General features: G+C 69.6%; 21 protein-coding genes and 4 tRNA genes. 6 read left to right on the forward strand and 19 right to left on the reverse strand.

What is annotated here, in order from left to right:
- The first annotated feature begins 144 nt into the window (after nucleotides 1-144).
- Nucleotides 145-1,728 carry a murein biosynthesis integral membrane protein MurJ gene (gene murJ / locus ACFY12_RS26135; protein WP_390718341.1) on the forward strand — a complete coding sequence of 528 codons (1,584 nt, stop codon included), beginning with the start codon at nucleotides 145-147 and terminating at the stop codon, nucleotides 1,726-1,728.
- Nucleotides 1,729-1,833: 105 nt separating this feature from the next.
- Here the strand turns inward: murJ and ACFY12_RS26140 are convergent, their stop codons facing one another.
- The 11 genes from ACFY12_RS26140 to ACFY12_RS26190 form a co-directional block, all read right to left on the reverse strand.
- A complete protein-coding gene (locus tag ACFY12_RS26140; protein ID WP_390718342.1) occupies nucleotides 1,834-2,013 on the reverse strand; it encodes a hypothetical protein in 180 nt (59 codons plus the stop codon).
- 273 nt (nucleotides 2,014-2,286) lie between these two features.
- Nucleotides 2,287-2,805 (reverse strand): PepSY domain-containing protein, encoded by a 519-nt coding sequence (locus ACFY12_RS26145; protein ID WP_390718343.1) that lies wholly within the window; start codon nucleotides 2,803-2,805, stop codon nucleotides 2,287-2,289.
- 353 nt (nucleotides 2,806-3,158) lie between these two features.
- Nucleotides 3,159-3,809, reverse strand: coding sequence for a phosphoribosylanthranilate isomerase (locus tag ACFY12_RS26150; protein WP_390718344.1), 651 nt, complete (start codon nucleotides 3,807-3,809; stop codon nucleotides 3,159-3,161).
- 121 nt (nucleotides 3,810-3,930) lie between these two features.
- Nucleotides 3,931-4,554 carry a LysE family translocator gene (locus ACFY12_RS26155; protein ID WP_390718345.1) on the reverse strand — a complete coding sequence of 208 codons (624 nt, stop codon included), beginning with the start codon at nucleotides 4,552-4,554 and terminating at the stop codon, nucleotides 3,931-3,933.
- 102 nt (nucleotides 4,555-4,656) lie between these two features.
- Nucleotides 4,657-5,448, reverse strand: a complete 792-nt coding sequence (trpC, locus tag ACFY12_RS26160) for an indole-3-glycerol phosphate synthase TrpC (RefSeq protein WP_390718346.1) — start codon at nucleotides 5,446-5,448, stop codon at nucleotides 4,657-4,659.
- The gene (gene trpD / locus ACFY12_RS26165; protein ID WP_390718347.1) at nucleotides 5,441-6,553 is read right to left on the reverse strand and encodes an anthranilate phosphoribosyltransferase; all 1,113 of its coding nucleotides are present in this window, start codon (nucleotides 6,551-6,553) and stop codon (nucleotides 5,441-5,443) included. Before trpD ends, trpC begins: the two co-directional genes overlap by 8 nt.
- Nucleotides 6,553-8,703 (reverse strand): FAD-dependent oxidoreductase, encoded by a 2,151-nt coding sequence (locus ACFY12_RS26170; protein ID WP_390718348.1) that lies wholly within the window; start codon nucleotides 8,701-8,703, stop codon nucleotides 6,553-6,555. The genes trpD and ACFY12_RS26170 overlap by 1 nt, the downstream gene beginning before the upstream one ends.
- Nucleotides 8,704-8,812: 109 nt before the next feature.
- Complete coding sequence (locus tag ACFY12_RS26175; RefSeq protein WP_390718349.1) at nucleotides 8,813-9,532, reverse strand: YggS family pyridoxal phosphate-dependent enzyme; 720 nt, start codon at nucleotides 9,530-9,532, stop codon at nucleotides 8,813-8,815.
- Nucleotides 9,533-9,594: 62 nt separating this feature from the next.
- Entirely contained in the window at nucleotides 9,595-10,287 is a 693-nt protein-coding gene (locus ACFY12_RS26180; protein WP_390718350.1) for a B3/4 domain-containing protein, read from the reverse strand.
- Nucleotides 10,288-10,313: 26 nt separating this feature from the next.
- Entirely contained in the window at nucleotides 10,314-10,952 is a 639-nt protein-coding gene (pdxH, locus tag ACFY12_RS26185; protein ID WP_390718351.1) for a pyridoxamine 5'-phosphate oxidase, read from the reverse strand.
- Nucleotides 10,953-11,108: 156 nt separating this feature from the next.
- Complete coding sequence (locus ACFY12_RS26190; protein ID WP_390718352.1) at nucleotides 11,109-12,347, reverse strand: hypothetical protein; 1,239 nt, start codon at nucleotides 12,345-12,347, stop codon at nucleotides 11,109-11,111.
- Between the two features lie 378 nt (nucleotides 12,348-12,725).
- On the opposite strand from ACFY12_RS26190, the gene ACFY12_RS26195 reads away from it, so the two are divergent.
- Nucleotides 12,726-12,799 (forward strand) — tRNA-Cys (locus ACFY12_RS26195).
- Nucleotides 12,800-12,881: 82 nt separating this feature from the next.
- On the opposite strand, the gene ACFY12_RS26200 is transcribed toward ACFY12_RS26195, so the two are convergent.
- Together ACFY12_RS26200 and ACFY12_RS26205 are read right to left on the reverse strand one after the other, a co-directional pair.
- Nucleotides 12,882-13,613 carry a peptidoglycan-binding protein gene (locus tag ACFY12_RS26200; protein ID WP_390718353.1) on the reverse strand — a complete coding sequence of 244 codons (732 nt, stop codon included), beginning with the start codon at nucleotides 13,611-13,613 and terminating at the stop codon, nucleotides 12,882-12,884.
- Nucleotides 13,614-13,639: 26 nt separating this feature from the next.
- Complete coding sequence (locus ACFY12_RS26205) at nucleotides 13,640-14,437, reverse strand: hypothetical protein (protein WP_390718354.1); 798 nt, start codon at nucleotides 14,435-14,437, stop codon at nucleotides 13,640-13,642.
- A gap of 277 nt (nucleotides 14,438-14,714) precedes the next feature.
- Between ACFY12_RS26205 and ACFY12_RS26210 the strand changes: the two genes are divergently transcribed.
- Together ACFY12_RS26210 and ACFY12_RS26215 are read left to right on the forward strand one after the other, a co-directional pair.
- On the forward strand, nucleotides 14,715-15,314 hold the full coding sequence (locus ACFY12_RS26210) for an isochorismatase family protein (RefSeq protein ID WP_390718355.1): 600 nt from the start codon (nucleotides 14,715-14,717) through the stop codon (nucleotides 15,312-15,314).
- 10 nt (nucleotides 15,315-15,324) lie between these two features.
- The gene (locus ACFY12_RS26215; RefSeq protein WP_390718356.1) at nucleotides 15,325-16,260 is read left to right on the forward strand and encodes a GlxA family transcriptional regulator; all 936 of its coding nucleotides are present in this window, start codon (nucleotides 15,325-15,327) and stop codon (nucleotides 16,258-16,260) included.
- A 539-nt stretch (nucleotides 16,261-16,799) separates the two neighbouring features.
- Here the strand turns inward: ACFY12_RS26215 and ACFY12_RS26220 are convergent.
- From ACFY12_RS26220 to ACFY12_RS26230, 3 genes are all read right to left on the reverse strand, one after another.
- A tRNA-Ile gene (locus ACFY12_RS26220) sits at nucleotides 16,800-16,876 on the reverse strand.
- A gap of 202 nt (nucleotides 16,877-17,078) precedes the next feature.
- Nucleotides 17,079-17,151 (reverse strand) — tRNA-Asn (locus tag ACFY12_RS26225).
- A 5-nt stretch (nucleotides 17,152-17,156) separates the two neighbouring features.
- Nucleotides 17,157-17,229 (reverse strand) — tRNA-Asn (locus tag ACFY12_RS26230).
- A gap of 220 nt (nucleotides 17,230-17,449) precedes the next feature.
- Here ACFY12_RS26230 and ACFY12_RS26235 point away from each other — a divergent pair.
- Nucleotides 17,450-17,785 carry a YtxH domain-containing protein gene (locus ACFY12_RS26235; protein WP_390718357.1) on the forward strand — a complete coding sequence of 112 codons (336 nt, stop codon included), beginning with the start codon at nucleotides 17,450-17,452 and terminating at the stop codon, nucleotides 17,783-17,785.
- A 95-nt stretch (nucleotides 17,786-17,880) separates the two neighbouring features.
- Nucleotides 17,881-19,362, forward strand: coding sequence for an FGGY family carbohydrate kinase (locus ACFY12_RS26240; RefSeq protein ID WP_390718358.1), 1,482 nt, complete (start codon nucleotides 17,881-17,883; stop codon nucleotides 19,360-19,362).
- Nucleotides 19,363-19,388: 26 nt separating this feature from the next.
- On the opposite strand, the gene ACFY12_RS26245 is transcribed toward ACFY12_RS26240, so the two are convergent.
- From ACFY12_RS26245 to ACFY12_RS26255, 3 genes are all read right to left on the reverse strand, one after another.
- Entirely contained in the window at nucleotides 19,389-20,828 is a 1,440-nt protein-coding gene (locus ACFY12_RS26245; protein WP_390718359.1) for a sigma-70 family RNA polymerase sigma factor, read from the reverse strand.
- A 518-nt stretch (nucleotides 20,829-21,346) separates the two neighbouring features.
- Nucleotides 21,347-23,272, reverse strand: coding sequence for a DNA primase (gene dnaG, locus ACFY12_RS26250; RefSeq protein WP_390718360.1), 1,926 nt, complete (start codon nucleotides 23,270-23,272; stop codon nucleotides 21,347-21,349).
- A gap of 136 nt (nucleotides 23,273-23,408) precedes the next feature.
- On the reverse strand, nucleotides 23,409-24,557 hold the full coding sequence (locus tag ACFY12_RS26255; protein WP_390718361.1) for a pyridoxal-phosphate dependent enzyme: 1,149 nt from the start codon (nucleotides 24,555-24,557) through the stop codon (nucleotides 23,409-23,411).
- Nucleotides 24,558-24,560 lie beyond the last annotated feature (3 nt).

Here is a 24,560-nt window from a genome sequence, read left to right on the forward strand (position 1 = left end):
CAAAACGGCTGTCTGACGGATGACACCCTCCCGCTTCGCCCTCAGCCGAGCGAGCCGTCGCCGCTCACGGCCCCCGAACCGAAGCGCCGGGGTGGCGCGTCGGGTCTGCTGAGATCCAGCGCCTTGATGGCGGCGGGCACGATCGTGTCGCGCATCACCGGGTTCCTGAAAACCCTGGTGATGGCCGCCGCGATCGGTCTCAGCACGCTCAACGACTCCTACCAGGTCGCCAACACCCTGCCCACGATGATCTACGTGCTGGTCGGCGGCGGCGCGTTGAACGCAGTGTTCGTCCCACAGCTCGTACGGGCCATGAAGAAGGACGAGGACGGTGGCGAGGCGTACGCCAACCGCCTGTTCACCCTGGTCGTGGGGGTCCTCGCGGGCGCCACGGTGATCTGTGTGGCGGCGGCTCCCCTGCTGATCCGCCGGATCTCACCGGACATCGCCGCCGACCCGCAGCGGATGGCGGTCACGGTGGCCTTCGCCCGCTACTGCCTGCCCACCATGTTCTTCATGGGCGTACACGTGGTGCTCGGGCAGATCCTCAACGCCCGCGGCCGCTTCGGCGCGATGATGTGGACCCCGGTCCTCAACAACGTCGTGATCATCGCCGCCTTCGGCAGTTTCATCTGGGCCTTCGGCGGCTTCGCCGACTCCGGCGTCGGCTCCTCGACCATCACTCCCGAGGGAGTACGGCTCCTCGGCCTGGGCACCCTGCTCGGGCTCGCCGTACAGGCGCTGGCCATGCTGCCGTATCTGCGCGACGCCGGCTTCAAGCTCCGTCCGCGCTTCGACCTCCGGGGACACGGCCTGGGCAAGGCCATGGGCCTGGCCAAGTGGACGCTCCTCTTCGTTCTCGCCAACCAGCTCGGCCAGATCGTCGTCATCGCGCTCGCCACGAAGGCGGGCACACTCGCCGACCGGTCCGGATTCACCGGCGCCGGCATCACCGCGTACAACAACGCCTACCTGCTGTGGCAGATGCCGCAGGCCATCATCACCGTGTCGGTGATGACCGCCGTGCTCCCGAGAATCGCCCGTGCGGCCCAGAACGGCGATGCGGCGGCCGTCCGCGACGACATCTCCCAGGGACTGCGGACCTCGGCCGTCGCCATCGTGCCCTGCGCCTTCGCGTTCCTGGCCCTGGGCGTGCCGATGGCCACCCTGCTCTACGGCAGCACCGACGCCGCCGGCGCCAGAGGTATCGGCTTCATCCTCATGGCCTTCGGCCTCGGCCTCATCCCCTACTCGGTGCAGTACGTCGTCCTGCGCGGCTTCTACGTGTATGACGACACCCGCACGCCCTTCTACAACACCGTCATCGTCGCCCTGGTGAACGCCGGCGCCTCCTGGCTCTCTTTCGCGCTGCTCCCGCCGCGCTGGGCGGTCACCGGTATGGCCGCCTCCTACGGTCTGGCCTTCGCCGTGGGCGTCGTGGTGGCCTGGCGCCGGCTGCGCAGGCGACTGGGCGGCGACCTGGACGGCTCGCGCGTCCTGCGCACCTACGCCCGGCTGGCCGGCGCCGCGGCTCCGGCCGCGCTCGTCGGAGGAGGTGCCGCCTTCGCGCTGACCACGGTCCTGGGCAGCGATGTCTGGGGCTCGCTCGCGGCACTCCTCGTGGGCGCGGGCGCGCTGCTCGGTGTCTTTCTCGGCCTTGCCCGCCTTATGCGGCTGCCGGAGCTCGACGCCCTGTTCGGTATGGTCCGCGGCCGCCTCGGCCGCTGAGCACGGCCCATCGGAGCGCACGGTCTGAGCGCATCGGTCGAGCGCATCGGAGCGCATCGACCGGCGACTCCCCTCCCTCTACTCCCTCTACTCCCTCTACTCCCTCTACATCCCTATCTCCCAGGGGAACGGTACGAGCTCAGCCGCGCGGCAGTAGATGTCCACCGCCCAGGGCAGCAGGGCCGCCAGCGGGTGCAGTCGCGCGCCCTTCCAGGAGGCCAGCTGCCGGGCGCTGTGCTGGACGCAGCCGGTGATCTCCCGCCCGTCACCGGTGACGACCGTCACTGCCGTGAGCGGTCCCTCGCACGGTGTCGGATCGCTGGCGTGCGCTGCGCAACACCGTTGGCCCCTCTCCGCAGACTGGTCAGTCACTCGTGTCCCGCCCCCTCCGACGTCACTTCTCTGAGAGGGGAGGATGCCCGAACCAGCCATATTTACCTATGGAATTGGCCGACCTGGTGATGCACTGCGCGGAGCGGACGCCGATTGCGCGCCCCGTGCGCCCCGCGCGTGCGCCCGGCCGGCCTCAGTCGCCGTCCGCCGCCACCGCGGTCCGCCTCAGTCGCGGTCCACCTTCTGGCGCAGGACCTTCCCGTTGGCGGCATCGACATCGAACGTGGTCTTGTACCAGTCATCGGTGGTGACCACGTCGACCGACCAGACGGTGGCACCGCGCTCGGAGTCGAGCTCCACGGCGGTGACGGTGCCCTTCTTCCGGTCGGTGCCGGCTGTGGCCGCCTGCTGCGGGGAGATCTTGGCCTTCTTGAGCCGGTCGGCGACTTTCGCCTTGTCGTCGGTATCCTGGTCGGATTTGACCCGGGACCGGGTCACCTTCCCGGTGACGGCATCCACGCGCACGTCATGGGCCGTACCATCAGCTGCCGCGACCTCGGCGTCCCACTCCGGACCGCCGCCGGCCGAGCGCGTGAGCTCAATATCGACCAGCTTGCCGCCGGAGACCTTCTCCATCGCGGCCCGCGCGCCCTTCTCCCAGTCGACCTTCACCGCGGGGACCACGGCCTTGCGCTCGGCCTGATCGTCGGTCAGCATCCGCCCGGTCGCCGTCGGCTGCCTCACCTCCCCCGCCGGTGATCCAGCGGCCTCCTGCGACTCCGGAGCCGAAGGGGCGGACGCACGTGCGTCGCCCTTCTCCCCGCAGCCACTCACCAGTGCCAACGACGCGGCAACCGCACACAGCGCAACGACAGCTCGTCCGCGGCCGTGATACCGGCCGCCGGGCTTCACAGATCCATATCGCATACCCCCATACCTCTCCGCAGAGCAGGCGCCATGGCGTCGTCCCCGCCCCGATTCACCCAGGCGCCCGACACATTCGCCTCATTCGCCCTCCACGGTCGCCTGACCGGCCCGCTGCACATGCCAGTCACCCCGCCCACTGCTACAGCACCCCCGGCCCCCCGGATCAGCGCTCATTCCGTTTCCGCGGCATTGCGCACGAACGTCACGTCATGAGCGGCGCGGGCGGCTTTGACGAACGCCTCGATGAGGACGGGGTCTTTGACCCCTCGGACGCTCTCGATACCGCTGGAGACATCGACGCCCCAGGGGCGGGTGGCCTGGACGGCGTCGGCCACATTGGCCGGCGTGAGGCCACCGGCCAGGAGCCAGGTGGCGTCGGGGGCCCGGAAGGACGTGCCCGTCCAGTCCCAGGGGAGTCCGGCGCCGGGTGTGGGCGCGTCGAGCAGCAGGATGTCCTCGCCCATCTGACCGCACGTGGGCGGGGGCTCCCGGTAGGAAGTTCCCCGGATGAGGGTGCGCCCTTCCTGCCGTAGTGCGCTGAAGTGGGCCCGCCCTTCGTGCCCGTGGAGCTGTAGTGCCCGCACACCGGTGAGGTCGGCCAGCCCGCGTACGTCCCCCACCGGCTGATCACGGAACACACCCACGGTCATCACCGCGGACGGGACGCGTTGAACGAGCCGGGCAGCGGTGGTGGGGTCCACCTGCCGGGGGCTGTCGGCGAATACGAAACCGATGGCGTCGGCCCCGGCGGCGACCGCCGTGTCCACGTCTTGTTCGGTCTTCAGCCCGCAGAGCTTGATGAACAGTTGACGCTGCCTCACAGGTCTCTCCCTCTCGTTGATGCGCCCACCCGGAGACCCCTCAGGGTGGGCGCACAGCCGCACAGCCGCACAGCGAACGGCGAACGGCGAACGGCGAACGGCGAACGGCGAACGCAGGCAATCAGCGGCTGGCGAGCGCCAGTTGGACGCCGAGGCCCACGAAGGCGACAGCGAAAGTGCGCCGCATCCAGGCCAGCACCTTCGGGCGGGTGATGATGTGGTCGCGTACGGCCGACGCGAAGGCGCCGTAGATCGCGAACACCACGAACGTCATCACCATGAACACGGCCGAGAGCTGAAGCATGCGCGGAAGCGTGTCCGTGCTGGTGGCCGGGACGAACTGCGGCAGGAACGCCAGGAAGAACATGGACAGTTTCGGGTTCAGGAAGTTGATCAGAATCGCGGTTCCGGTGACTCCGGCCGCGGACCTGTCCTTCTTCGCGTCCTCGCCCTCGGTGTCTATCTTCATCGCCCCCTTCTCCCTCAGGGTCTGCCAGGCGAGATAGAGCAGATAGGCGACGCCCGCCCATTTGAAGCTCTCGAAGGCCAGCGCGCTCGTGTGCAGGATGGCGGCGAGGCCCGCGATCGCCGCCGCCAGGTGCGGGACGATGCCGAGGGTGCAGCCGAAGGCCGCCACCACCGACATACGGAGTCCGCGCGTCAGGCCCGTGGCCACGGTGTACACGGCACCGGTTCCGGGTGAGGCCACAATGATGAACGCGGTGATCAGGAATTCAACACTCATACGGGGCAGCTCCTTTGGCTCCCATGACGCCTATGACCCCCCAAGCTCCGTGGGAGCCGCAACTCCTCTGCTCCCACGGAACCTTGACGGTCGCCAGGCTGACTACTGTGCCAGGAGCGCCCGGGTGGCGGACTCGACATCGTCGGCACGCATCAGGCTCTCGCCGACGAGGAACGTGGTGATGCCAACGGCGGCCATCCGCCGGAGATCCTGCGGAGTGCGCAAACCGCTCTCGCCGACCACGACGCGGTCCCGGGGTGCCTGCGGCGCCAGGTTCTCGGCCGTGGTCAGGGTGGTCTCCATGGTGGTCAGATTGCGGTTGTTGATGCCGATCAGCCGGGAACGCAGGCGGGTCGCGCGCTCCAGTTCCCCGGCGTCGTGGACTTCGACGAGGACGTCCATGCCGAGTTCGCGTGCCGTGCCTTCGAGAGCGGCCGCGGTGTCGTCGTCGACGAGGCAGAGCATCAGCAGGATGGCGTCGGCACCCCAGGCCCGGGCTTCCACGACCTGGTAGGTGTCCAGCATGAAGTCCTTGCGCAGGACGGGGATTCCGGTGGCGGAGCGGGCCTCGGCGAGGTGGTGCGGGCCGCCGTCGAACGACGGGGTGTCGGTGAGGACCGACAGGCAGGCGGCTCCTCCCGCCTGGTAGGCGCGGGCGAGGGCCGGCGGATCGAAGTCCGCGCGGATGAGCCCCTTGGACGGGCTCTTCTTCTTGACCTCGGCGATCAGGGCGTACTCCCCTTCGGCCCGGCGCTTTTCGATGGCGGCGAGGAAGCCCCGCGGGGGCTCGGCCGCCTCGGCCTGAGCACGTAGCGCGGCGAGCGGCCGTGCTGCCTTGGCCGCCGCGATCTCCTCGCGCTTGTACGCCGTGACGCGGGTCAGCAGGTCACTCATCAGACGTCCCTGGGGTGGTCGCGATGTGGGCGGTGTCGGTGCCGTCGGTGCCGTCGGTGCCGTCAGCGGTGTCGGTGGTGTCAGTGGTGCCGGTGGTGTGGGATGCGGCGACGAGGGCGGCGAGGCGGGCACGCGCCTCTCCGGAGTCGATCGACGCCGCGGCGAGCTCGGCGGCCTGCCGGAAGTCGCCGACGCGGCGGGCGGCGACGAGAGCCCCGGCGGCGTTGAGGACGGCGATGTCCCGGTACGGGCCCCGGGCTCCTTCCAGAACCCCCCGCAGGGCCGCCGCGTTGTGTGCCGGGTCGCCGCCGCGCAGGTCTTCGGGGCGGGCCGTGGGGAGGCCCGCCTCCTCCGGGGTGATCTCGAAGGTCTTCACCACACCGTCGGAGAGTTCGGCGACGTACGTGGGGCCGGTGGTGGTGACCTCGTCGAGGCCGTCCGAGCCGTGTACGACCAGCGCGCGGGTGGAGCCGAGTTCACCCAGTACCCGGGCCAGCGGCTCGACCCAGTGCCGGGAGTAGACGCCGACAAGGTGGTACTTGACGCCGGCCGGATTGAGCAGCGGTCCGAGGAGGTTGAAGACGGTACGGGTGGCGAGTTCGACCCGTGTGGCGGCGACGTGCTGGAGCGCGGGATGGTGGTTGGGGGCGTGCATGAAGCCGATGCCCGCCGCCGCTATGCAGTGCTCGACTTCGGCCGGCGACAGCGCGGTCCGTACGCCCAGCGCGCCGAGCACATCGGTGGAGCCGGACCGCGAGGACAGGGCACGGTTGCCCTGCTTGGCCACCGGGACGCCGACGCCCGCGACGATGAGTCCGGCGCAGGTGGAGATGTTGTACGAACCCGACGAGTCGCCCCCGGTACCCAGGATGTCGACCGTGCCCGGCGGCGCGGTCACCGCGTGCATTCTGCGCCGCAGGCTGGTGGCGGCGCCGGTGATCTCGTCCACGGTCTCTCCCCGGACGCGCAGGGCCATCAGGAACGCGCCCATCTGCGAGGGGGTCGCCTCGCCGGAGGTCATGGCGGTGAAGGCCGCGGCAGCTTCCTGCCTGCTGAGCGGGTGGCCGTCGGCCGTCTTCGCGAGGAATTCCCTGAACGCCGCCATCAAACGGCCCCTTTCCGGGCGAAGGGCTGGTCCCCATCCGGATTCCCGGGGAAGGGCTGGTCCCGGTCCGGATTCCGGGGAAAGGGCTGGTCCCATTCCGGTGTGACGTTCTCGCGCCGGTACGGGGTCCGGTCGGTCAGGCCGGTGTCGAGCGTGCGGGCGAACAGGTGCCCGCTGTGCACGGCGGCGGCGATGATCCCGGGCCCGAGGGCGTCACCGACCCGGACGACGCGGCGTACCCCGGCCGCTTCCCGGACGGTGGCCCCCAGCCCGCCCAGTTCCCGGTACAGGTCGTCCCGGGGAGTCTGCCCGGTGGAGAGCACCACCGCGTCGGCGGGCACGGCGGTCTCCCGGCCGGTGTACGTACAGGCCAGATACGCGGTGCCCGGTTCCGTGCGGGCCAGCGCGGTGGAGGTGTGCACGGCGGCGCAGCGTTCGATGACGCGCCGCTGGACGCGCTTCTGCTCGGCGGTGTACTGGGTGAACGCCGCGACCACCGGTTCCGGGGTCGCGAAGACGATCTCGCATCCGGCGTCCGCGAGGCGTTCGGCGATGACCGTCGCCATGTAGTAGTGATCGTCGTCGTAGATCACGACACGGCCTTCGGGAAGCCGGCCGTCCATGATGTCGTCCGGTGTGAACACGGGAACGACGCCCAGTCCGGGGACCGGGTCGCGGTGGTGGCGCCCGACGCCGTCCTGCCGCCAGGCCGCTCCGGTGGCGACGGCCACGAGCGAGCACCCGGCCTCCAGGACCAGTTCGGCCGTGACGTGGTTGCCGGGCAGCACCTGCACGTTCTTCATGCGCTTGAGCTGCCCGAGGCGCCAGTCCCGCACCCGGCCGTACGTCGCGAGGCCGGGCAGCCGCGCTTCGCGGGTGGCGCGCCCGCCGAGTTCCCGGGCGGCCTCACAGAGGATCACCTCGTAGCCGCGTTGGCCCAGGCCACGGGCCGCTTCGAGGCCGGCGGGCCCGCCGCCGACGATGAGGACCGTGTCGTCGGTGTCCTTGGGCGGGATGGTCTCGGGGTGCCAGCCCCGCCGCCACTCCTCGCCGGTCGTGGGGTTCTGCGTACAGCGGAACGGCGCGCCCATGGAGTCGTAGGCCAGGCAGATATTGCAGCCGATGCACTCGCGGATGTCGTCGAACCGCCCCTGTTCGATCTTGGTGGGGAGGAACGGGTCGGCGATGGACGGGCGGGCCGCCCCGATCAGGTCCAGGGTGCCGGACCGGATCATGGAGACCATGGTGTCGGGCGAGGTGAAGCGGCCCACGCCCACGACGGGTTTCGTGGTGACGCTCTTGACGAACTTGACGTACTTCTCCTGCCAGCCCTCCTGCTCGAACCGGGCGGTCGCGCCGTCGTGGCCCATGTTGGCGATGTTGACGTCCCACAAGTCGGGGAGCTCACCGAGGAGTTCGATGACGTCATGGGCCTCGCCGTCCGCGGTGATACCGCGCTCCCCCATCATCTCGTCGACGCAGAAGCGGACGGCCACCGCGCAGGTGTCGCCTACCGCCTCCTTGGTGTCCTCGATCAGCTCACGCAGCAGCCGGGCGCGGTTCTCCAGGCTGCCGCCGTACTCGTCGGTGCGCTTGTTCCGGCTGCGCGAGAGGAAGTTGATGGGCAGGGTCATGCTGTGCCCGGCGTAGATGTAGACGATGTCGAACCCGGCGCGCCGGGCGTTGCACGCGGCCTCGCGGTGCCAGCGCCGGAAGGCCCTGATGTCGTCCTTGTCCATGGCCCGGGCGGAGCCGGGAAGGAGGCTGCGGGTGGCCTCCACGCTAGGGGCGATGGGTACGGCGCGGGATTCCAGGTTGGCCACATGCCCGCCGTTGTGGGCCAGTTCCACGCCGGCCAGGGCACCGTGCGCATGGATCTGCTCGGTGGCGCGGGCCAGGGCGGGGATGTCCTGCTCGTCCCAGAGGCGGAGTTCCCGCTGATGCTGGCCGGAGTAGTGGATATCGCACTGTTCGGTGCACACCACCCCCCAGCCGCCCTCGGCCTTGACGCCGCGCATGGCGGCCATCGGAGAGGGGTGTGCGCGGCCCATGCCGTTGCAGTGCGGGACTTGGTAGAAACGGTTCTTCGTGGTGACGGGGCCTATCCGAAGCGGTTCGAAGAGGATGTCGAAGCGGGCTGGGCGGGACAACGTCACGGTTCCCTTCGGGCCGGTCTCACGCGCGGCGGGGCTGGGGATGTCCACGGCGGTGCCGAGGACGTCACGGGGCGAGGGACGTCACGGGGCGGACAAGGGGACGTCACTGGGCGGACAGGGGGACGTCACTGGGCGGGGTCGGATAGGACCGGTTCCCGAAGATGGCGGAGCCCACCCGTACGCAGGTGGCCCCGTGTTCGATGGCCACGCCGTAATCGCTGCTCATCCCCATGGACAGCTCGGTGAGCCCATTGCGTGCGGCGATCTTGGCGAGGTGGTCGAAGTGTGCCTCGGGGGGTTCCCCGGCCGGCGGAATACACATCAGGCCGGTGACATTCAGCCCGTAGAGGTCACGGCAGGAGGAGAGGAACGCATCGGCCTCCTGCGGCAGAACGCCGGACTTCTGCGGCTCGGCGCCGATGTTCACCTGGACGAAGATCACGGGCCGCCGCTCCTGGCTGTCGCACTGGCGCGACAGGGCCTTGGCAAGGGACGGCCGGTCCAGGGAGTGGATGACGTCGAACAGGGCGACGGCCTCCCGGGCCTTGTTGGACTGCAGCGGCCCGATCAGGTGCAGTTCGGTCTGCGGATGGTCCTCCTTGAGCGCAGGCCACTTGGCCTTGGCCTCCTGTACGTAGTTCTCGCCGAATGCCGATTGGCCGCAGGCGATGGCGCTGCGTACGGCGTCGTCGCCGAAGGTCTTGCAGGCGGCGATCAGCCGTACGTCGGTGGGGGCGCGGCCCGCACGCGCGCAGGCGGCGGCGATCCGTTCCCGGACTCGGGTCAGGCCGTCGGCTATGCCGGTACCACCAGGCGTACTCACGAAATCCCCTTCTCCCAGGGACGTTGTGCCGCCCGCCCCGCAGCGGGGCGGGCGGCAAGCGGTCAGAAGTCGAGCCGGCGGTGGTCCTCCGCGAGGATGGTGGACGCTCCCAGGGCGACGCCCAGCGTGGCCAGCCCCGCCTTGAGTTCGGTCTCCATCTCGGCCAGGTCCCGCGCGGCCGGCGTGTGGTGTGCCTCCGCGACGATCAGCACGGATTCGCTGGCCTTCGAGACCACCGAGCGCGCGGACTGCCGGAAGGTCCAGCGGCGGGAGTGGGCGTTCCCGTCGGGGTCGGCGAAGACGATCTCACCCGGCTCGGGGTGCTCGACCTCCCCCTGGAACGTCTCGTACTTCTCCGTCCCGGTGGCCGGGCGCACGGTGATCCCCTCGCCGATCTTCTCGGTGTCGAACACCGCGATGGGGATGGCGAAGGCCATGGAGACGTGGTTGAGGTAGTCCACCAGCGGGTGGAAGCGGGGCAGGCTCTGGTCCTTGCGGTACCGGCGCAGCAGCGCCTCCGACGCACACCGGTACTGGGTCGGCTTCAGGCCCATGCGCGAGAAGGCCTCACGCCATGCCGCGATCTCCGGCATCTCGGCCTCGGCCGCACCGCTCTGCCGCCGATCGATCCGTTCGGCGAGCCGGCCGAGCAACGCCTCGTCGGTCGTTGCCGACGTGACTCCGGTGACCGTGGCGGTCAGTGCCCGCAGGTTCCGGTGGTCGGACCAGACCTCGTCGGCGTGGGTGAAGTACATGCTGTCGAACCCTTCTCTGGCTTCCGCTAGGGGTAGAGGCGCCCCTGTTCCCAGGGCCCCTGGGGACTCATCCTGGTGAAAACGACCCGGTCGTGGAGGCGGAACGGCCGATCGGACCAGAACTCCAGGTAGACGGGCCGCACGCGGTAGCCCGTCCAGTGCTCGGGACGGGGCACTTCCCGGCCCTCGAAGCGCTTCGTCTCCGCCGCTACGGCGTCCTCCAGCAGCTTGCGGGCGGCCAGCGGGCCGGACTGCCGGCTGGCCCAGGCGCCGATCCGGCTGTCGCGCGCACGCGAGGCGAAGTACGCGTCGGATTCCTCCGGCGTGACGAATTCGGCCGGCCCGCGGAAACGCACCTGGCGCCGGAGGCTTTTCCAGTGCAGGACGCCCGAGGCCTGCATGTTCTCCGCGAGTTCCCGGCCCTTGGCGGAGGTCGTGTTGGTGAAGAACACAAATCCGCGCGCGTCATGGTGTTTGAGCAGCACCATACGGACATCCGGAAGCCCGTCGGCACCGGTGGTCGCGATGGCCATCGCATTGGGGTCGTTCAGCTCGCTGGCCGACGCTTCTGCCAGCCACTTCCCGAACAACGCGAACGGAGCGTCTTCGTCGGCGGTACCACCGGCATGCTCCGGCAGTCCGTCGTGGGATATCGACATCGACATGGCACACTCCTGCCTGACCGACAGGGCACATCCCGGCCGGCCCGAGAATTTCGGATACGAGAACGGATGAGGGGCGCGGGCGGCCTCCGGACCTACGGTCTACGGGCCTGCGGTCTGCAGCCCGCGGCCCTACGGGAAACCGCCCGGGCACGGCGATCAGTTCTTGACCGGCTGCTTCTCAGCAAGAAGGTTGCGCCATTTGTCGAGCTCATCACCGGCGGCCGTGATCAGGTCCATCGACCCGTCGCTGTTCACGAGGACTTCGGCGGCCGGCGGGACGTTGAGGAATTCCATGTGCTGGGTGGCGCAGTAAGCCCCGGTGTCGAGAATGACCAGGTAACTCGTCGCATCGACTCCTTCCGGGACGTGGACCTCCCCGGGCAGGAGATAGTCGTTACGGAGGATGGTGCGGCCGCGGACCGCCGCGCTCACACCCTTCTCGTTGACGATCTCGCGCATGTCCTGGTCGAGGAATGCCGTGTTGTGGCCCCGGTTGCGCAGCTGCGCCGACGGCATGAGCATGCGGCAGCCGTCGGTGACGACGAGGGACGAAACCGGCGTGGTGATGACGGACCGCTCCACCGACATCAGCAGCGCACCCGTATCGGCCAGGACATCGCGCGCGGGCTCGAAGAGGAACTTCACGTCCTCGGGGATGCCCATGCGGCGGGCGGCGTCGGCGAGCCGGCCGAAGTACCGGGCCCAGTCGAAGTGCTTGTCCGCCTCGGCGTGGGCGTCGTAATCGAAGCCGTGGCCGCCGGCGAAGTTGATGCCCCGGGCGGTGGGAAAGTGCCGCTGGAAGACCTCGAACATCTCCTCGACGGTACGGACCATGTCATCCAGGGAGTTGCCGCTGCCGCAGTACACCTCGACGCAGTCGAGCTCGCGTCCGTACTCCTTCAGGAGCGCGGTGAGCCGGTCCAGCTCCCCGTACTTGATGCCGGGCTTTCCGGAGTCCAGGGAGTCGATGCGGACACTGATCGACGGTGCCCGAGTGGCGAGGGAGTGCGTCACCTCGTCCAGACTGGCGAGGAAGGTGGGACATCGCGTGTTGTCCCAGAAAGATATCTCCGAGTCGGAGACGTGCCCCGGGGAGACGATGAACTTGTCGAACCCGTGGGCGCGCAGAACCCGGTATTCACTGGGCAGTTGCACCAGGACTCCGAAGCCGTCCATTTCCTTGAGCGGTGCGAGGTGGTGCGGGTTCGAGTTCGGGAAAAACGGAATGTAGAACTCGACCCGGTCACCCAGCCCCGCATCGTCCGCGGCTCTTCTCACGCGGGACAGATTCTTGCGGAACTGGGCTTCACTGTAGATGAAAACCGGAGTTCCCACCTGATCGGCGATGAGCTTCAGATCGATCTTACGCAGCCACGAATGGGACAGTGCAGTCAAGACGGAACTCCCCTTCTTGTGTGCTCACGCTTGTGTACTCGCGATCGGAAACACAACAGGGGGAACCGACGAACGAAGACAGTGGCGCCATGCAGAAGCTCCCCCCGTGCACAATTCAACTAACTTTCCGTGCAGGCTCGACCATGGCTGGATCGCGGTAATTCCTAGCAGTCACCGAGGGGCGCGGCAACAAAAATTCGAAGACACTGACCGGAAACCGACCAGCTGGCTTGTTCACATGCCTGCAATGTTCTGTATCCGGACAGCCGTTGACGGAGTGGGTTGACGGAACGCCCCTCACACGCCGTACAGTCACCTCTGCCGCCTCTGCGCACAGCACCAACTGGCGCTGCTTCAGGGGCGTTTCGCCACACACGTGGCCGTGTGCCCGAGTGGTCAGGGGGCCGCCTGCAAAGCGGCTTACACTGGTTCGATTCCAGTCACGGCCTCCACGGGTCGGGATCTGTGCCGGAAGCGGAACTTCCGGTACAGATCCCAAGCCGCCGAGCAAGGCACGCAGTACGTCAGGTTCGTTCACGCCTCGTCAGCGAAGAGCTCATCCAGGCGTGCCATCGTCTTCTTCCCGACCACGGGGTCGGACGGTGTGATCCCTTGTGCCCTCTTGAAGGCACTCACCGCCCGGCCGGTCTCTGGACCGAATCTGCCGTCGGCCCCGAATTCGGGGAGTTCGAAGCCGAGGTCGAGCAGCGCGGCCTGCACCTTGAGCACGGCACGGCTCTCCTCTGGTTCCATCATGCGATGCTGACCGAGCAGACACTGTTCGAGCTCGGGGTCTCCTGCAAAACGGGCGGCCCGAAGAGGTGAGTTCGGCGGTCGGGAGGGCAATGGAGGCTGCACGCGGGAGACGCAGCTCCCCGGGAAGTCCCACGGCTCCCCGTCGCCCGTGGGCGCGTCGACTTCGGCGGCGAACGTGGGGTTGATCGCCGTCAGCCAGCCGACCATATCCATGGTCTCCACCTCGTCGAGCACCGACGGCTCGAGCCCGAGCAGTTCGGCCAGAGCCGCGACGGCGGCCGTCTCGTCACCGACGAGGGCATCGACGCCAACTGCCGTGGTTGCGGCCATGGTTTCGTCGGCGGCCGCGAGTACTCCCGGTTGCACCCTGAGATCATCTGCCGTCAACGCAGGGTCCTCGATGATGACCACGCGCTCACCGACGGCCAGCACACTCTCAGCGGCACCGGCGGTCTCGAGCAAGCGGTCGCGGGCCTCGGGTCCATCGGTCAGGGCGAGCAAGCTGGGCATGCCGACGCCACCTCCCTCACAGATCATCATTGGAAGACGTCGAGGACTCCGTCCTGGTTCGAGTCGACCCACCCGAGGTGCGCCACTGTTGCCGGGCAGATCTCTCGTGAGGTGTTGGCGGCCATAAGGCACGGCACAGGTCTCGGATTGACCAACGCGCAATTGAAGTTGGGGAAGTCGAGATTGCCGAAGCCGCAGCCGCCGACGCCAGAGCCGTCGTCTTCCCGCAGCACCGTGCACTGGGAGCGACGGTATTCATCGGGAGCCCCGAAAAGGTGGCAGATCTCGTGGGCGAGAGCGCGTGGCGCTTCACTGAGACTGTGATTGGTTCGCGCCATGTCCCACAAGGGCCAGCACATGATGAGTTTCGCTTCATCGTCCTGGGCATAGGCGAGCCACGCAGCCTCGTACCGGGTCCACAGCACAATGACCGCGTGATCGGCTCCGCCGATGGACGCCGCCCGCAGTCTCCGCAATCCCGTCGGGCCCGTGTCTCCAACGAGTTTGCGCAGTACCGCGTCGCGCCAGGGTGCCTCTCGAGACTCCACGTCACCACTCGTGGTCGGATTCTGGTTGAGCGGCAGGGGCGGCTGGGAAATGGATTCAACGGAGAAGTTCAGGCGCCACGAAAGTCTCGGGCGTGTGGGCTGCCTGGCTGCCAGGACGGACAGGATCGCCAGCCCGCGCAGAGAGAATGCGCGGATTCTCGCGATCTCATCCGGTGTGAATGCGGCGGACGTCCCTGGCGGCCCGTTCACGATCACGAGACGGACAGCGACACTACCGACGAGGAATGCGTTCATCTGGCGCCGCTCGCAGACCATGGTGTCTCCCGTCCGTCTCGTGGGAGCGTTGCCCTTCCCCCTCACTCCATCGTCGGACATGGATCCGCGCGATGCGAGCCGGAGAAGCCCGACCCGTCAGGACGCCGGTCCGACGACGTCATTGCGGCGGATCCGCAATCCGCCAACAGCCGTCATCCTGCCGTCAACTTCCCGTTCGAGCAGCTCAGCCGCCTGACCTACTGATGACCGGATCGGTCCGCTGTCGGACCCGATGCGGCCTGTCGCCGCCCCACCCGCGCGGCTCAGGCTTGGGGACATGAACCGAGCACTGATCGTCATCGATGTCCAGGAGTCGTTCCGCGCCCGTCCGCTGTGGGCAACCACCTCCGACCTGAAGATCGCCGACCAGGTGAACCGCCTGGTCCGGCTCTCCCGTCAGGCCGGCGACCTGGTGGTGTGGGTACTGCACTCCGAGCCCGGCACCGGCGATGTCTTCGACCCGGCCCTCGGCCATGTCCGGCTGATGGAGGAGCTGGAGCGAGCGGATGGGGAGCCACTGATCCACAAGACCTCGCACAACGCCTTCACCACCACCAACCTGCAGCAACTCCTTACCGAGCACGGCATCCGCGAACTCACCGTCTGCGGCATCCGCACCGAGCAGTGCGTGGAGACCACCACCCGCGTCGCCGGCGACCTCGGCTACCTGGTCACCTTCGTCATCGACGCGACCGCGACCAATCCCATCCCGCACCGCGACGCTCCCGCCGACCAGAGCGTCGACGAGCTGCTGGCCGACGCCCGCACGATGCCTGCCGAAGAGATCATCAGGCGCACCGAGTACGCCCTCGCCGGACGCTTCGCCACCATCACCACGGTCGACCAGCTGGAGGCCGCAGCAGGACGTCAGGCATGATGACCGAATCGTGAGCCGCATCGTCTTCTTCCTGGTGCCCGGAGTCCACTTGCTGGACCTGGCCGGCCCCGCGCAGGTCTTCTCCACGGCCGCCGACTTCGGGCACCCCTACACGCTCACCTACGTCGCCGAGCAGCCACAGGTCTTCACCGCCCAGGGACTGCCGCTGGTGGCCGGGCTCCACTGGCCCGAACTCGGGCTCGAGGATCTGATCGTGGTGCCCGGCTGGCGGACAGGCACCCTGGCCGACGGCCCCGCCATAGATGCCGCCTCCCTACAGGTCCTCCGGGACCACCACGCCAGGGGCGGGACGGTGGCCAGCGTCTGCGCCGGGGCCGAGGCGCTCGGCCGGGCAGGCCTGCTCGACGGCCGCCGCTGCACCACCCACCACGACGTGCAGGACGAGCTGGCCTCGCGCCACCCCAAGGCGATGGTCATCCGTGACGTCCTGTTCACCGTCGACGACCGGGTGATCACCTCGGCCGGCATCGCCAGCGGCATCGATCTGGCCCTGCACCTGGTCGCGACCCGGCACGGCCCGGCGGTCGCCGCCCAGGTGGCCCGGGACATGGTCGTCTACGCTCGCCGCAACGGCCATGAACCGCAGTCCAGCGCGATGCTCCGGTACCGGTCCCACCTCGACGACACCGTGCACCGCACCCAGGACCTCATCGACGCCCGCTTCGACCAACCACTCCCCCTCCCCACCCTGGCCTCAGCCGTAGGCGTGAGCGAACGCACCCTCACCCGCCTCTTCAGCCGCGCCACCGGGCTCACCCCACTGCGCTACCAGCAGACCCTCCGACTCGAACGCGCCCAGCACCTCATCAGCCACGGCGCGACAGTCGACGCCGCCGCCCGCTCCGTCGGTTTCGAGGATCCGCGCATGCTGCGCCGCCTCCGCGCCCGCCAGACCTCACTGCGCCAGCCAAACGAACGCGCCTAGGGCCCTAGGTCCGGCAACAGCGACTCCCTCGGCGCTCACGGGACATCAGCCAACGGCACACGGGACCGACGATCGGACGGCCCGAAAGGACCTTCCTGGGCCCAGAGTTGTTCGAGGTCGAGTCGTATCGCGTGGAAGCCGTCCGGGCCACCGGCAGTCAGTTGCCCCGTGGACCTGAGGGTGGCGGCGGTGAGGGCTGTGACCAGCGCCGGCCGTTGATCGAGGGGGCTCTCCATCGGTGCCTGGGAGCGCTCCCAAAGACGAAGGGAGCCGTCGAGCGCGGCGCATGTCCCAAGCGACCGCATCTGTGATCAGCCCCTGGGTGGGGACTGTGGCGTGGGCTGTGGTGGCGGGATGAGAAGCCGCGCCGGTGAGAAACCACGCGACCCGACCGGCACCCGCCGGGTCCGGTCCCGGCCCCGGCAAGGCCCAAGGCCCTGGATCTTGATCTAAACGGATGAACGGGGGCCGCCGCTTCGGAGCGTCGACCCCCGTCGCCGTGTTTCCGCGGGTAGAAAAGGATCTGCCCGCGTAGCGAGTGGTGGGGCGGGTGGGACTCGAACCCACGACCGACGGATTATGAGTCCGCTGCTCTAACCGGCTGAGCTACCGCCCCCTCCACGGCGCGTCGCGCACATTTGTGCGCGCCGTCTGCCGCAGCATAGCCGCTCATACGATCTGCTGCCCGTGCGGGCCGTCGTCGGGCGACGTTGGCTGCCCAAGAGGACTTCGATCACGGGGGTTTCGGTTCCCGGGAGCGGAAAACCGGACCCTCGGCACAAGAAAAAGGACCCCTCCCGGGGCCCTCGTCCGCTGTGCTCCCCCGACTGGACTCGAACCAGTAACCTGCCGGTTAACAGCCGGCTGCTCTGCCAATTGAGCTACAGGGGACCGAGCTCCCCCGACTGGACTCGAACCAGTAACCTGCCGGTTAACAGCCGGCTGCTCTGCCAATTGAGCTACAGGGGATTGCTCTGCGTGCCTCGAATGCGCTGTCGTCCGGGTATCCGGAGGGCAGGCGTTCGCTGCGAGACATACATTAGCGCAAGCAGGGGGGTGCTCCGCCAATCGGTATCGGCTCAGGTCACCTCGGGTGACCTCCGGCCCCGGAGGTCAGGCGCGGCGGCACCGCCCGGCGTCCGGTGCACAGGAGCACCGTACGGGACCGACCAGAGGGAGAGGTGGAGCGATGCGCTACCGGCTCACGTTCATCGCGGGACTGGCCACCGGGTACGTACTCGGGGCGCGGGCCGGCCGGGAGCGGTATGAGCAGCTCCGCAAGGCCGCCCAGCGGGTCGCGCAGAATCCGGCGGTCCGCAACAGCGCCGAGTCCGTCGCGCTGACCGGGCGCGAGGTGGCCTCGAAGGCGTACGGGAAGGTGTCGGCCACGGTCGGAGATCATGTGCCCGGCGCCGTCCGCGACCGGGTCCGCTCGCTGCGCGAACAGCGTGGGAGCAACGGGAACGGCGGGAACAAGGGGGACAAGGGGAACAACGGGAACGACTGGGGCACCAGCAACACGTGAGACCCATGATCATCTGCGTGGCGGACTCCCCGGCGCCCTCGCCGGGCAAACCCTGACTCTTTCCCCATGCGTCCCATGGGGCATCATCTGAGGCCATGGGGATAGTCGCCGGATTGGACAGTTCGTCCGACAGCACACGGATCGTCGTCTGCGATGCGGACACGGGCGCCGTCATCAGACAGGGGTACGCGCCGCACCCCGTCGAGAAGGGGCCGGAGGCCGATCCGCAGGCGTGGCTGATGTCGCTCGGTGAGGCGGCGGGCAAGGGGCTGCTCGAAGGCGTACAGGCCATCGGCGTCTCGGCGCAGCAGCACGGGCTGCTGACGCTGGACGCGGACGGCAATCTCGTACGGCCCGCGCTGCTGGGCAACGACAAGCGGGCGCAGAGTGCGGCCGCGGACCTGGTGGACGCGCTGGGCGGACGGAGCGCGTGGGCGCAGGCCATGGGCGCGGTACCGCAGGCGGCCCACCCGGTGACCAAGCTGCGCTGGCTGGCACGTACGGAGCCGGCGAACGCGGTCCGGATCGCCGAGGTCATGCAGCCGCACGACTGGCTGGTGTGGCAGCTCCTGGGGCGCCCGGCGCGGCGGACCACGGACCGGGGCGCGGCCTCGGGGACCGGTTTCTGGTCGGCGGCGAGCGGGTCGTACCGGCCGGATCTGGTGGAGCTGGCGCTGGGCCATCAGGTGCGGCTGCCGGAGGTGCTGGGCCCGTCGGGCACCGCCGGTTTCACCCCGGAAGGGCTGCTGATCTCCGCCGGCACCGGGGAGACCATGGCGGCCGCTTTCGGGCTCGGTGTCGGCGAGGGGGACGCCGTGGTGTCGCTGGGCGCCTCCGGGTCGGTGTTCGGGATTCATCACGAAGCGCTGATCGACCCGAGCGGCACGATCACCTCGTTCGCAGACGCCACCGGACGGCATCTGCCGGTGGTGCACACCAGCAACGCGGTGCGCGTGCTGCGCGGCGCGGCGGAGATGCTGGGGACGGACCTGGAGGGACTGTCCGAGCTGGCGCTGAAGTCGTCGCCCGGTGCGTACGGCATGGTGATGCTGCCCTATCTGGAGGGCGAGCGGACGCCTCATCTGCCGCACACCGCGGGGTCGTTGCACGGGATGCGGCGAGAGAGCATGAAGCCGGAGCATATGGCGCGGGCGGCCGTGGAGGGCATGCTGTGCGGGCTCGCGGACGCGCTGGATGTGCTGCGCGGGCGGGGCGTGGCGGTACGCAGGGTGTTCCTGCTGGGCGCGGCGGCGGAGCTGGGCGCGGTGCAGGCGATCGCCCCGGGTTTGTTCGGCGTACAGATCGTGGTGCCGCAGCCGGCCGAGTACGCGGCACTGGGGGCGGCGCGGCAGGCGGCCTGGGCATGGGGGGTGGCCCACGGCACGCTCACGCCGGCCGCCGGTGCGGAGCCCGGGCCGGGTGGCGGGGCCGCCTGGGTCGATCCGCCGCAGTGGCCGGCCGCCGCGAGCCAGGTCTTCGAACCGGGCGAGGAGCTGCCGGTCGGCCAGGCCGTACGCCAGCAGTACGCGGCGGTGCGCGATGAGGCCCACCCGGGGGCGTTCACGCGGGAGGCGTGAGCCGCCCTGCCCCGGCACGGGCCCGCTCAGTCCAGGTAGCCGCGGAGCTGATCGGCGAAGGCGTGATCGCGGAGTTTGCCGAGGGTCTTGGACTCGATCTGCCGTATCCGTTCACGGGTGACGCCGAAGATCCGGCCGATCTCCTCCAAGGTGCGGGGGCGGCCGTCGGCAAGGCCGTAGCGGAGCTGTACGACCTTGCGTTCCCGTTCGCCGAGGGTGGACAGGACCGCGTCGAGGTGCTCGCGGAGCAGCAGGAACGCGGCGGATTCGACGGGTGAGGCGGCGTCGCCGTCCTCGATGAGGTCGCCGAGGGCGACGTCCTCCTCCTCGCCGACGGGGGCGTGCAGCGAGACCGGCTCCTGGGCGAGGCGGAGTACTTCGCTGACGCGTTCCCCGGTGAGGTCGAGGTGGGCGGCGACCTCCTCCGGGGTGGGCTCGTAGCCACGCTCCTGGAGCATCCGCCGCTGGACCCGTACGACGCGGTTGATCAGCTCGACGACATGGACCGGGACGCGGATGGTCCGGGCCTGGTCGGCGAGGGCGCGGGACATCGCCTGGCGGATCCACCAGGTGGCATAGGTGGAGAACTTGTAGCCGCGGGCGTAGTCGAACTTCTCGACGGCGCGGATCAGTCCGAGGTTTCCCTCCTGGACGAGATCGAGCATGGTCAGTCCACGGCCGACGTAGCGCTTGGCGACGGAGACCACCAGGCGCAGGTTGGCCTCGATCAGGCGGCGCTTGGCCATCCGGCCGAGGACCACCAGCCTGTCCAGGTCGTAGGCGAGTTGAGAGGAAAGATCGGGGGTGTTGGTGAGCTTCTCCTCGGCGAAGAGACCTGCCTCGACGCGGCGGGCGAGCTCGACCTCCTCGACGGCGGTGAGCAGCGGTATCCGCCCGATCTCGCGGAGGTACTGGCGGAAGAGGTCGGAGGACGGGCCGCCGGCCTCGGCACGGGGCGGCGGCTCGGGGCCGGGGTCCGGTTCCGCGTGCGCCGCCGGTCCGGAATCCGCATCTGACCCCGATTCCGTACCCGTACCCGGCCCCGGTTCCATATCCGTCCCCGGTTCCATATCCGGCCCCGGTTCCGTATCCGTATCCGCACCCGGGGGCGGCACCAATACCAGCTCTGGCCCCGCGCCTGGCCCTGGCTCCAGCTCCAGCTCCGGTCCCTGCTCGCGCTCGCGGTCCCGCTCCCGCTCCTGGGAGCTCTCCTCCGGGAGCATCTCGGCGGCCGGTGGTTCGGCCTGCTGCGGCACGGTGACAGGATCGGCTGCCGGGCCGATGAGTGGCCGTGTGACCGGCTCCGTGACGGGTTCCGCGAGTTGCTCGCCGGCCGGGTGGGAGACGGCCGACGCGTCGGCGAGGGTCTGGGTCTGCACGGGGGCGACCTCCAGGGTGATCGCTGCTGAGGCGGCAGAAAGGCCGGGTACGGTTGCGGCCGAGCCGCCGTCCGTCCCGTACGTCACGAGCGGTTCCGCGGGGGTTTCCGGTGACGTACGACCGGACCCGCCGCGCTCCGAGGACTCAGGCACCGCTTCTCAGTGTGGAGTACGACACACTCCCGCCACGAGGGGCGTGCGGCCACTTTTTGAGTCCGGTCCGTGACCGAACGGCTACCGCGGGGTGTTCCGAGAGCGGCTGAGCGGGGTGGCCAGGGGTGTCCTCGCGAGAAGGTCAGGGGATCTTCCGGGCGATGCCCTACGGGGTGGCCGAACAGATCACCTAGGGGGCGTGAGGGCCCCCTGCGGGGCCTCAACGCGGGGGAGCCTGGCCGGTATTCCCGGGGGCTTACGGCAGCATCCCCCTGGCGGACAGCGGCGGCGGGCGCGGCGTAACGGGGCCGCGTAGCCGCGATACGTCAAAGGGCCGCCAGCCGCGTGCGTCACAGGGCCGCGTGGCCGCGTTGCGTCAAAGGACCGCCTAGCCGCGTGCGTCACAGGGCTGCGTAGCCGCGTTGCGCTACAGGGCCCGCCTGGCCGTTGCGTTACAAGGCCGCGTAGCCGCGTTCGCGGAGGGATTGGCCGTACTGCTGGAGGATCCAGAGTTCGTTCTGGACGGCGGCGAGTTGGTCGGGGTCGGCGCGGGGGCCGAGGCGCTGCAGGGTGCCGCGGATCTCGGTGACACGTTGGTTCACGGCGGCGAGGCGGACGGCGACCAACTGGACGCCGGCGTAGGCCTCGTCGGGGTCGCGGCGGGTGTGCAGCGGTTCCACCACGAGCTCGGTGATCAGCGCGCGGACGGTGTCGTCGGGGGCGGCTCCGCGGACCCGGGAGACGTAGTCGCTGTCGGCGGCGCCGGCCGTGGTGCCGCCGGCCTCCTCGATGCACTGGCGGACCACGGCGTACGGCGGTGCGGTGAACTCGTCGGCCCCGTACGCGTCGAAGGCCGGAGAGACCAGGTCGGGGCGCTGCAGGGCGAGTTTGAGGAGCTCGCGCTCGACGCGGTGGGCGGGGCTGCGGAGGTTGAGGGCGGGGCCGCGCGGGCCGGGGGCGGGGCGGGCCTGCCCGGCTTCGGGGGCAGCCGGGGCACGGCGCTGCTGGCGGCCCTGCTGGGGGCCGCCGCCATCGCGGCCGCGCTCACGGGCCCAGCGGGCGAGCTGGGCGACGCGCTTGACCACGAACTGGGTGTCCAGAATGCCGAGCATGCCGGCGAGCTGGACGGCGGATTCGTGCTGGATGGAGCTGTTCTTGATGTTGGCGACGATGGGGGCGGCCTCGTCCAGGGCGGCGGCCCGCCCCACGGCCGCGTCCAGGTTGTGCCGGGAGACGACCTGGCGGAGGGCGAATTCGAAGAGGGGCGTACGGGACTCGACGAGGTCGGCGACGGCCTGCTCGCCCTTGGCGAGGCGCAGGTCACAGGGGTCCATACCGCCGGGGGTGATGGCGATGGAGGTCTGGGCGGCGAACTTCTGGTCGTCCTCGAAGGCGCGCAGGGCGGCCTTCTGCCCCGCGGCGTCGCCGTCGAAGGTGAAGACGACCTCGGATCCGGAGTTGTCCATCAGCAGGCGCCGAAGGATCTTGATGTGGCCCTCGCCGAAGGACGTACCCGAGGTGGCGATGGCGGTGGTGACGCCGGCGAGGTGGCAGGCCATCACGTCCGTATAACCCTCGACCACGACCGCACGGTTGGTCTTGGCGATCTCCTTCTTGGCGAGGTCGATGCCGTAGAGAACCTGGGACTTGTGGTAGATGGGGGTTTCGGGGGTGTTGAGGTACTTGGGACCGTTGTCGTCGTCGCGGAGCTTACGGGCGCCGAAGCCGACGACCTCGCCGGCGATGTCACGGATCGGCCACATCAGGCGGCCACGGAAGCGGTCGATGGGCTTGCCGCTGCGGCTGTCCTGGGAGAGGCCGGAGACGATCAGTTCCTTGTCCGTGAAACCGCGGCCGCGCAGGAAGCGGGTGAGGTGGTCCCAGCCGGCCGGGCTGTAGCCGATGCCGAAATGCTGGGCGGCAGCCTGCTCGAAGCCGCGCTCGGCGAGGAACCGGCGGGCGATCTCGGCCTCGGGGCTGTCGAGCTGCTCCGCGTAGAACTGGGCGGCGACCTTGTGGGCCTCGACCAGGCGGGTGCGCTCGCCCTGCTGGCGGCCGGGCGTGTAGCCGCCCTCTTCGTAGCGGAGGGTGATACCGGCCTGCGCGGCGAGCCGCTCGATGGTCTCGGCGAAGGAGAGGTGGTCGATCTTCATGATGAAGTCGACGGTGTCGCCGCCCTCCTGGCAGCCGAAGCAGTGGTAGAGCCCCTTCGCGGGGCTGACGTGGAACGACGGGGACTTCTCGTCGTGGAAGGGGCAGAGGCCCTTGAGGTTGCCGCCGCCGGCGTTGCGGAGCTGGAGATACTCGGACACGACGGCGTCGATCGGGACCGCGTCCCGCACCGCCTTCACATCGTCATCGTTGATCCTGCCTGCCACGCAAGAATTCTACGGTGGGGGTACGACAGTCCCCGCCGACCACCCCACCCCACCCCACCCGACCTTGCCCGGCCCCGCCGGCCACCCGCGCCCGGCCCCGCAGGCCGGGTGGCTGCTCCAACAGCTCCCTGAGCGGCTATCCCATCAGCTCCAGAAAACGGTCGAGGCCGATGTTGCCGCCGGAGATGATCACGCCGATGCGGGGCGGGAGCGGCGTGGCGCGGGACGGGAGCGGCGTGATGCGGTGGCGCCCGGTGAGGAGGGCGGCCAGGGCGCTGGCACCGCTGGGCTCGGTGACGATCTTGAGGCGTTCGAAGGCGAAGGCCATGGCGGCGCGGATCTCGTCGTCGCTGACCAGGGCCACCGAGTCGAGGAGGCGCTGGTTGATGCCGAAGGTCAGGGCACCAGGGGCGGTGACGGCCTGGCCGTCGGCGATGGTGCGCGGGACGGGGATGGTGACGGGGTGGCCGGCGGCCAGTGAGCGGCGGGTGTCGTCGCTGGCCTCCGGTTCGACGCCGATCATGCGGATACCGGGGACCAGCGCGGTGGCGGCGACGGCCGAGCCGGCCATCAGCCCGCCACCGCCGATCGGGGCCAGCAGCGCGTCGAGCGGGCCGATCTCCTCGATCAGTTCCAGGGTGGCAGTGCCCTGGCCTGCGATGACGTGCGGATGGTCGTACGGCGGGATGAGGGCGAGGCCGCGCTCCTCGGCGAGCTGCTGGGCGAGGGCAGCGCGGTCGACGGTGTAGCGGTCGTAGCGGACGATCTCCGCGCCGTATCCGGCCGTGGCGTCGATCTTGGACTTCGGGGCGTCCTCCGGCATGACGATCACGGCATGGCTGCCCAGCTCGCGCGCGGCGAGGGCGACGGCCTGGGCGTGGTTGCCGGAGGAGTAGGCGGCGACGCCGCGGGCCAGCTGCTCGGGCGACAGCCGGGAGACGGCGTGGTAGGCGCCACGGAACTTGAAGGCGCCGGCCCGCTGGAAGTTCTCGCACTTGAGGTGGACCTCGGCGCCGACCAGCGCGTCGAGGGTGCGGGAGCGCAGCACGGGCGTGCGGTGGGCCACGCCCACCAGCCGCCGGGCGGCGTCCCGGACGTCGTCGAAGGTGACGAGGTCCGGGACGCCACTGCCGGTGCCGGTGCCACTGCCGGTGCCGGCGCCCGCGCCACGGCCAGGGCCGGGGCCGGTGTTACCGCCGGGGCCGGTGTCACCGCTGGGGCTGGTGGGACCGCCGGGACCCGTAGCTTCCGTGGGGCTGGGCGGACCAGTGGGGCTCGTCGTCATACG

Origin of the sequence: Streptomyces sp. NPDC001339 (assembly GCF_042895955.1) — a bacterium.
Classification (GTDB): domain Bacteria; phylum Actinomycetota; class Actinomycetes; order Streptomycetales; family Streptomycetaceae; genus Streptomyces.

Bases quoted from the DNA above. Each gene is read 5' to 3' on its own strand.
- ACFY12_RS26155 (WP_390718345.1), bottom strand. From the start codon at position 4,554: ATGAGTGTTGAATTCCTGATCACCGCGTTCATCATTGTGGCCTCACCC.
- trpC (WP_390718346.1), bottom strand. From the start codon at position 5,448: ATGAGTGACCTGCTGACCCGCGTCACGGCGTACAAGCGCGAGGAGATC.
- trpD (WP_390718347.1), bottom strand. From the start codon at position 6,553: ATGGCGGCGTTCAGGGAATTCCTCGCGAAGACGGCCGACGGCCACCCG.
- ACFY12_RS26180 (WP_390718350.1), bottom strand. From the start codon at position 10,287: ATGTACTTCACCCACGCCGACGAGGTCTGGTCCGACCACCGGAACCTG.
- pdxH (WP_390718351.1), bottom strand. From the start codon at position 10,952: ATGTCGATGTCGATATCCCACGACGGACTGCCGGAGCATGCCGGTGGT.
- ACFY12_RS26200 (WP_390718353.1), bottom strand. From the start codon at position 13,613: ATGCCCAGCTTGCTCGCCCTGACCGATGGACCCGAGGCCCGCGACCGC.
- ACFY12_RS26205 (WP_390718354.1), bottom strand. From the start codon at position 14,437: ATGGTCTGCGAGCGGCGCCAGATGAACGCATTCCTCGTCGGTAGTGTC.
- ACFY12_RS26210 (WP_390718355.1), top strand. From the start codon at position 14,715: ATGAACCGAGCACTGATCGTCATCGATGTCCAGGAGTCGTTCCGCGCC.
- ACFY12_RS26235 (WP_390718357.1), top strand. From the start codon at position 17,450: ATGCGCTACCGGCTCACGTTCATCGCGGGACTGGCCACCGGGTACGTA.
- ACFY12_RS26240 (WP_390718358.1), top strand. From the start codon at position 17,881: ATGGGGATAGTCGCCGGATTGGACAGTTCGTCCGACAGCACACGGATC.
- ACFY12_RS26255 (WP_390718361.1), bottom strand. From the start codon at position 24,557: ATGACGACGAGCCCCACTGGTCCGCCCAGCCCCACGGAAGCTACGGGT.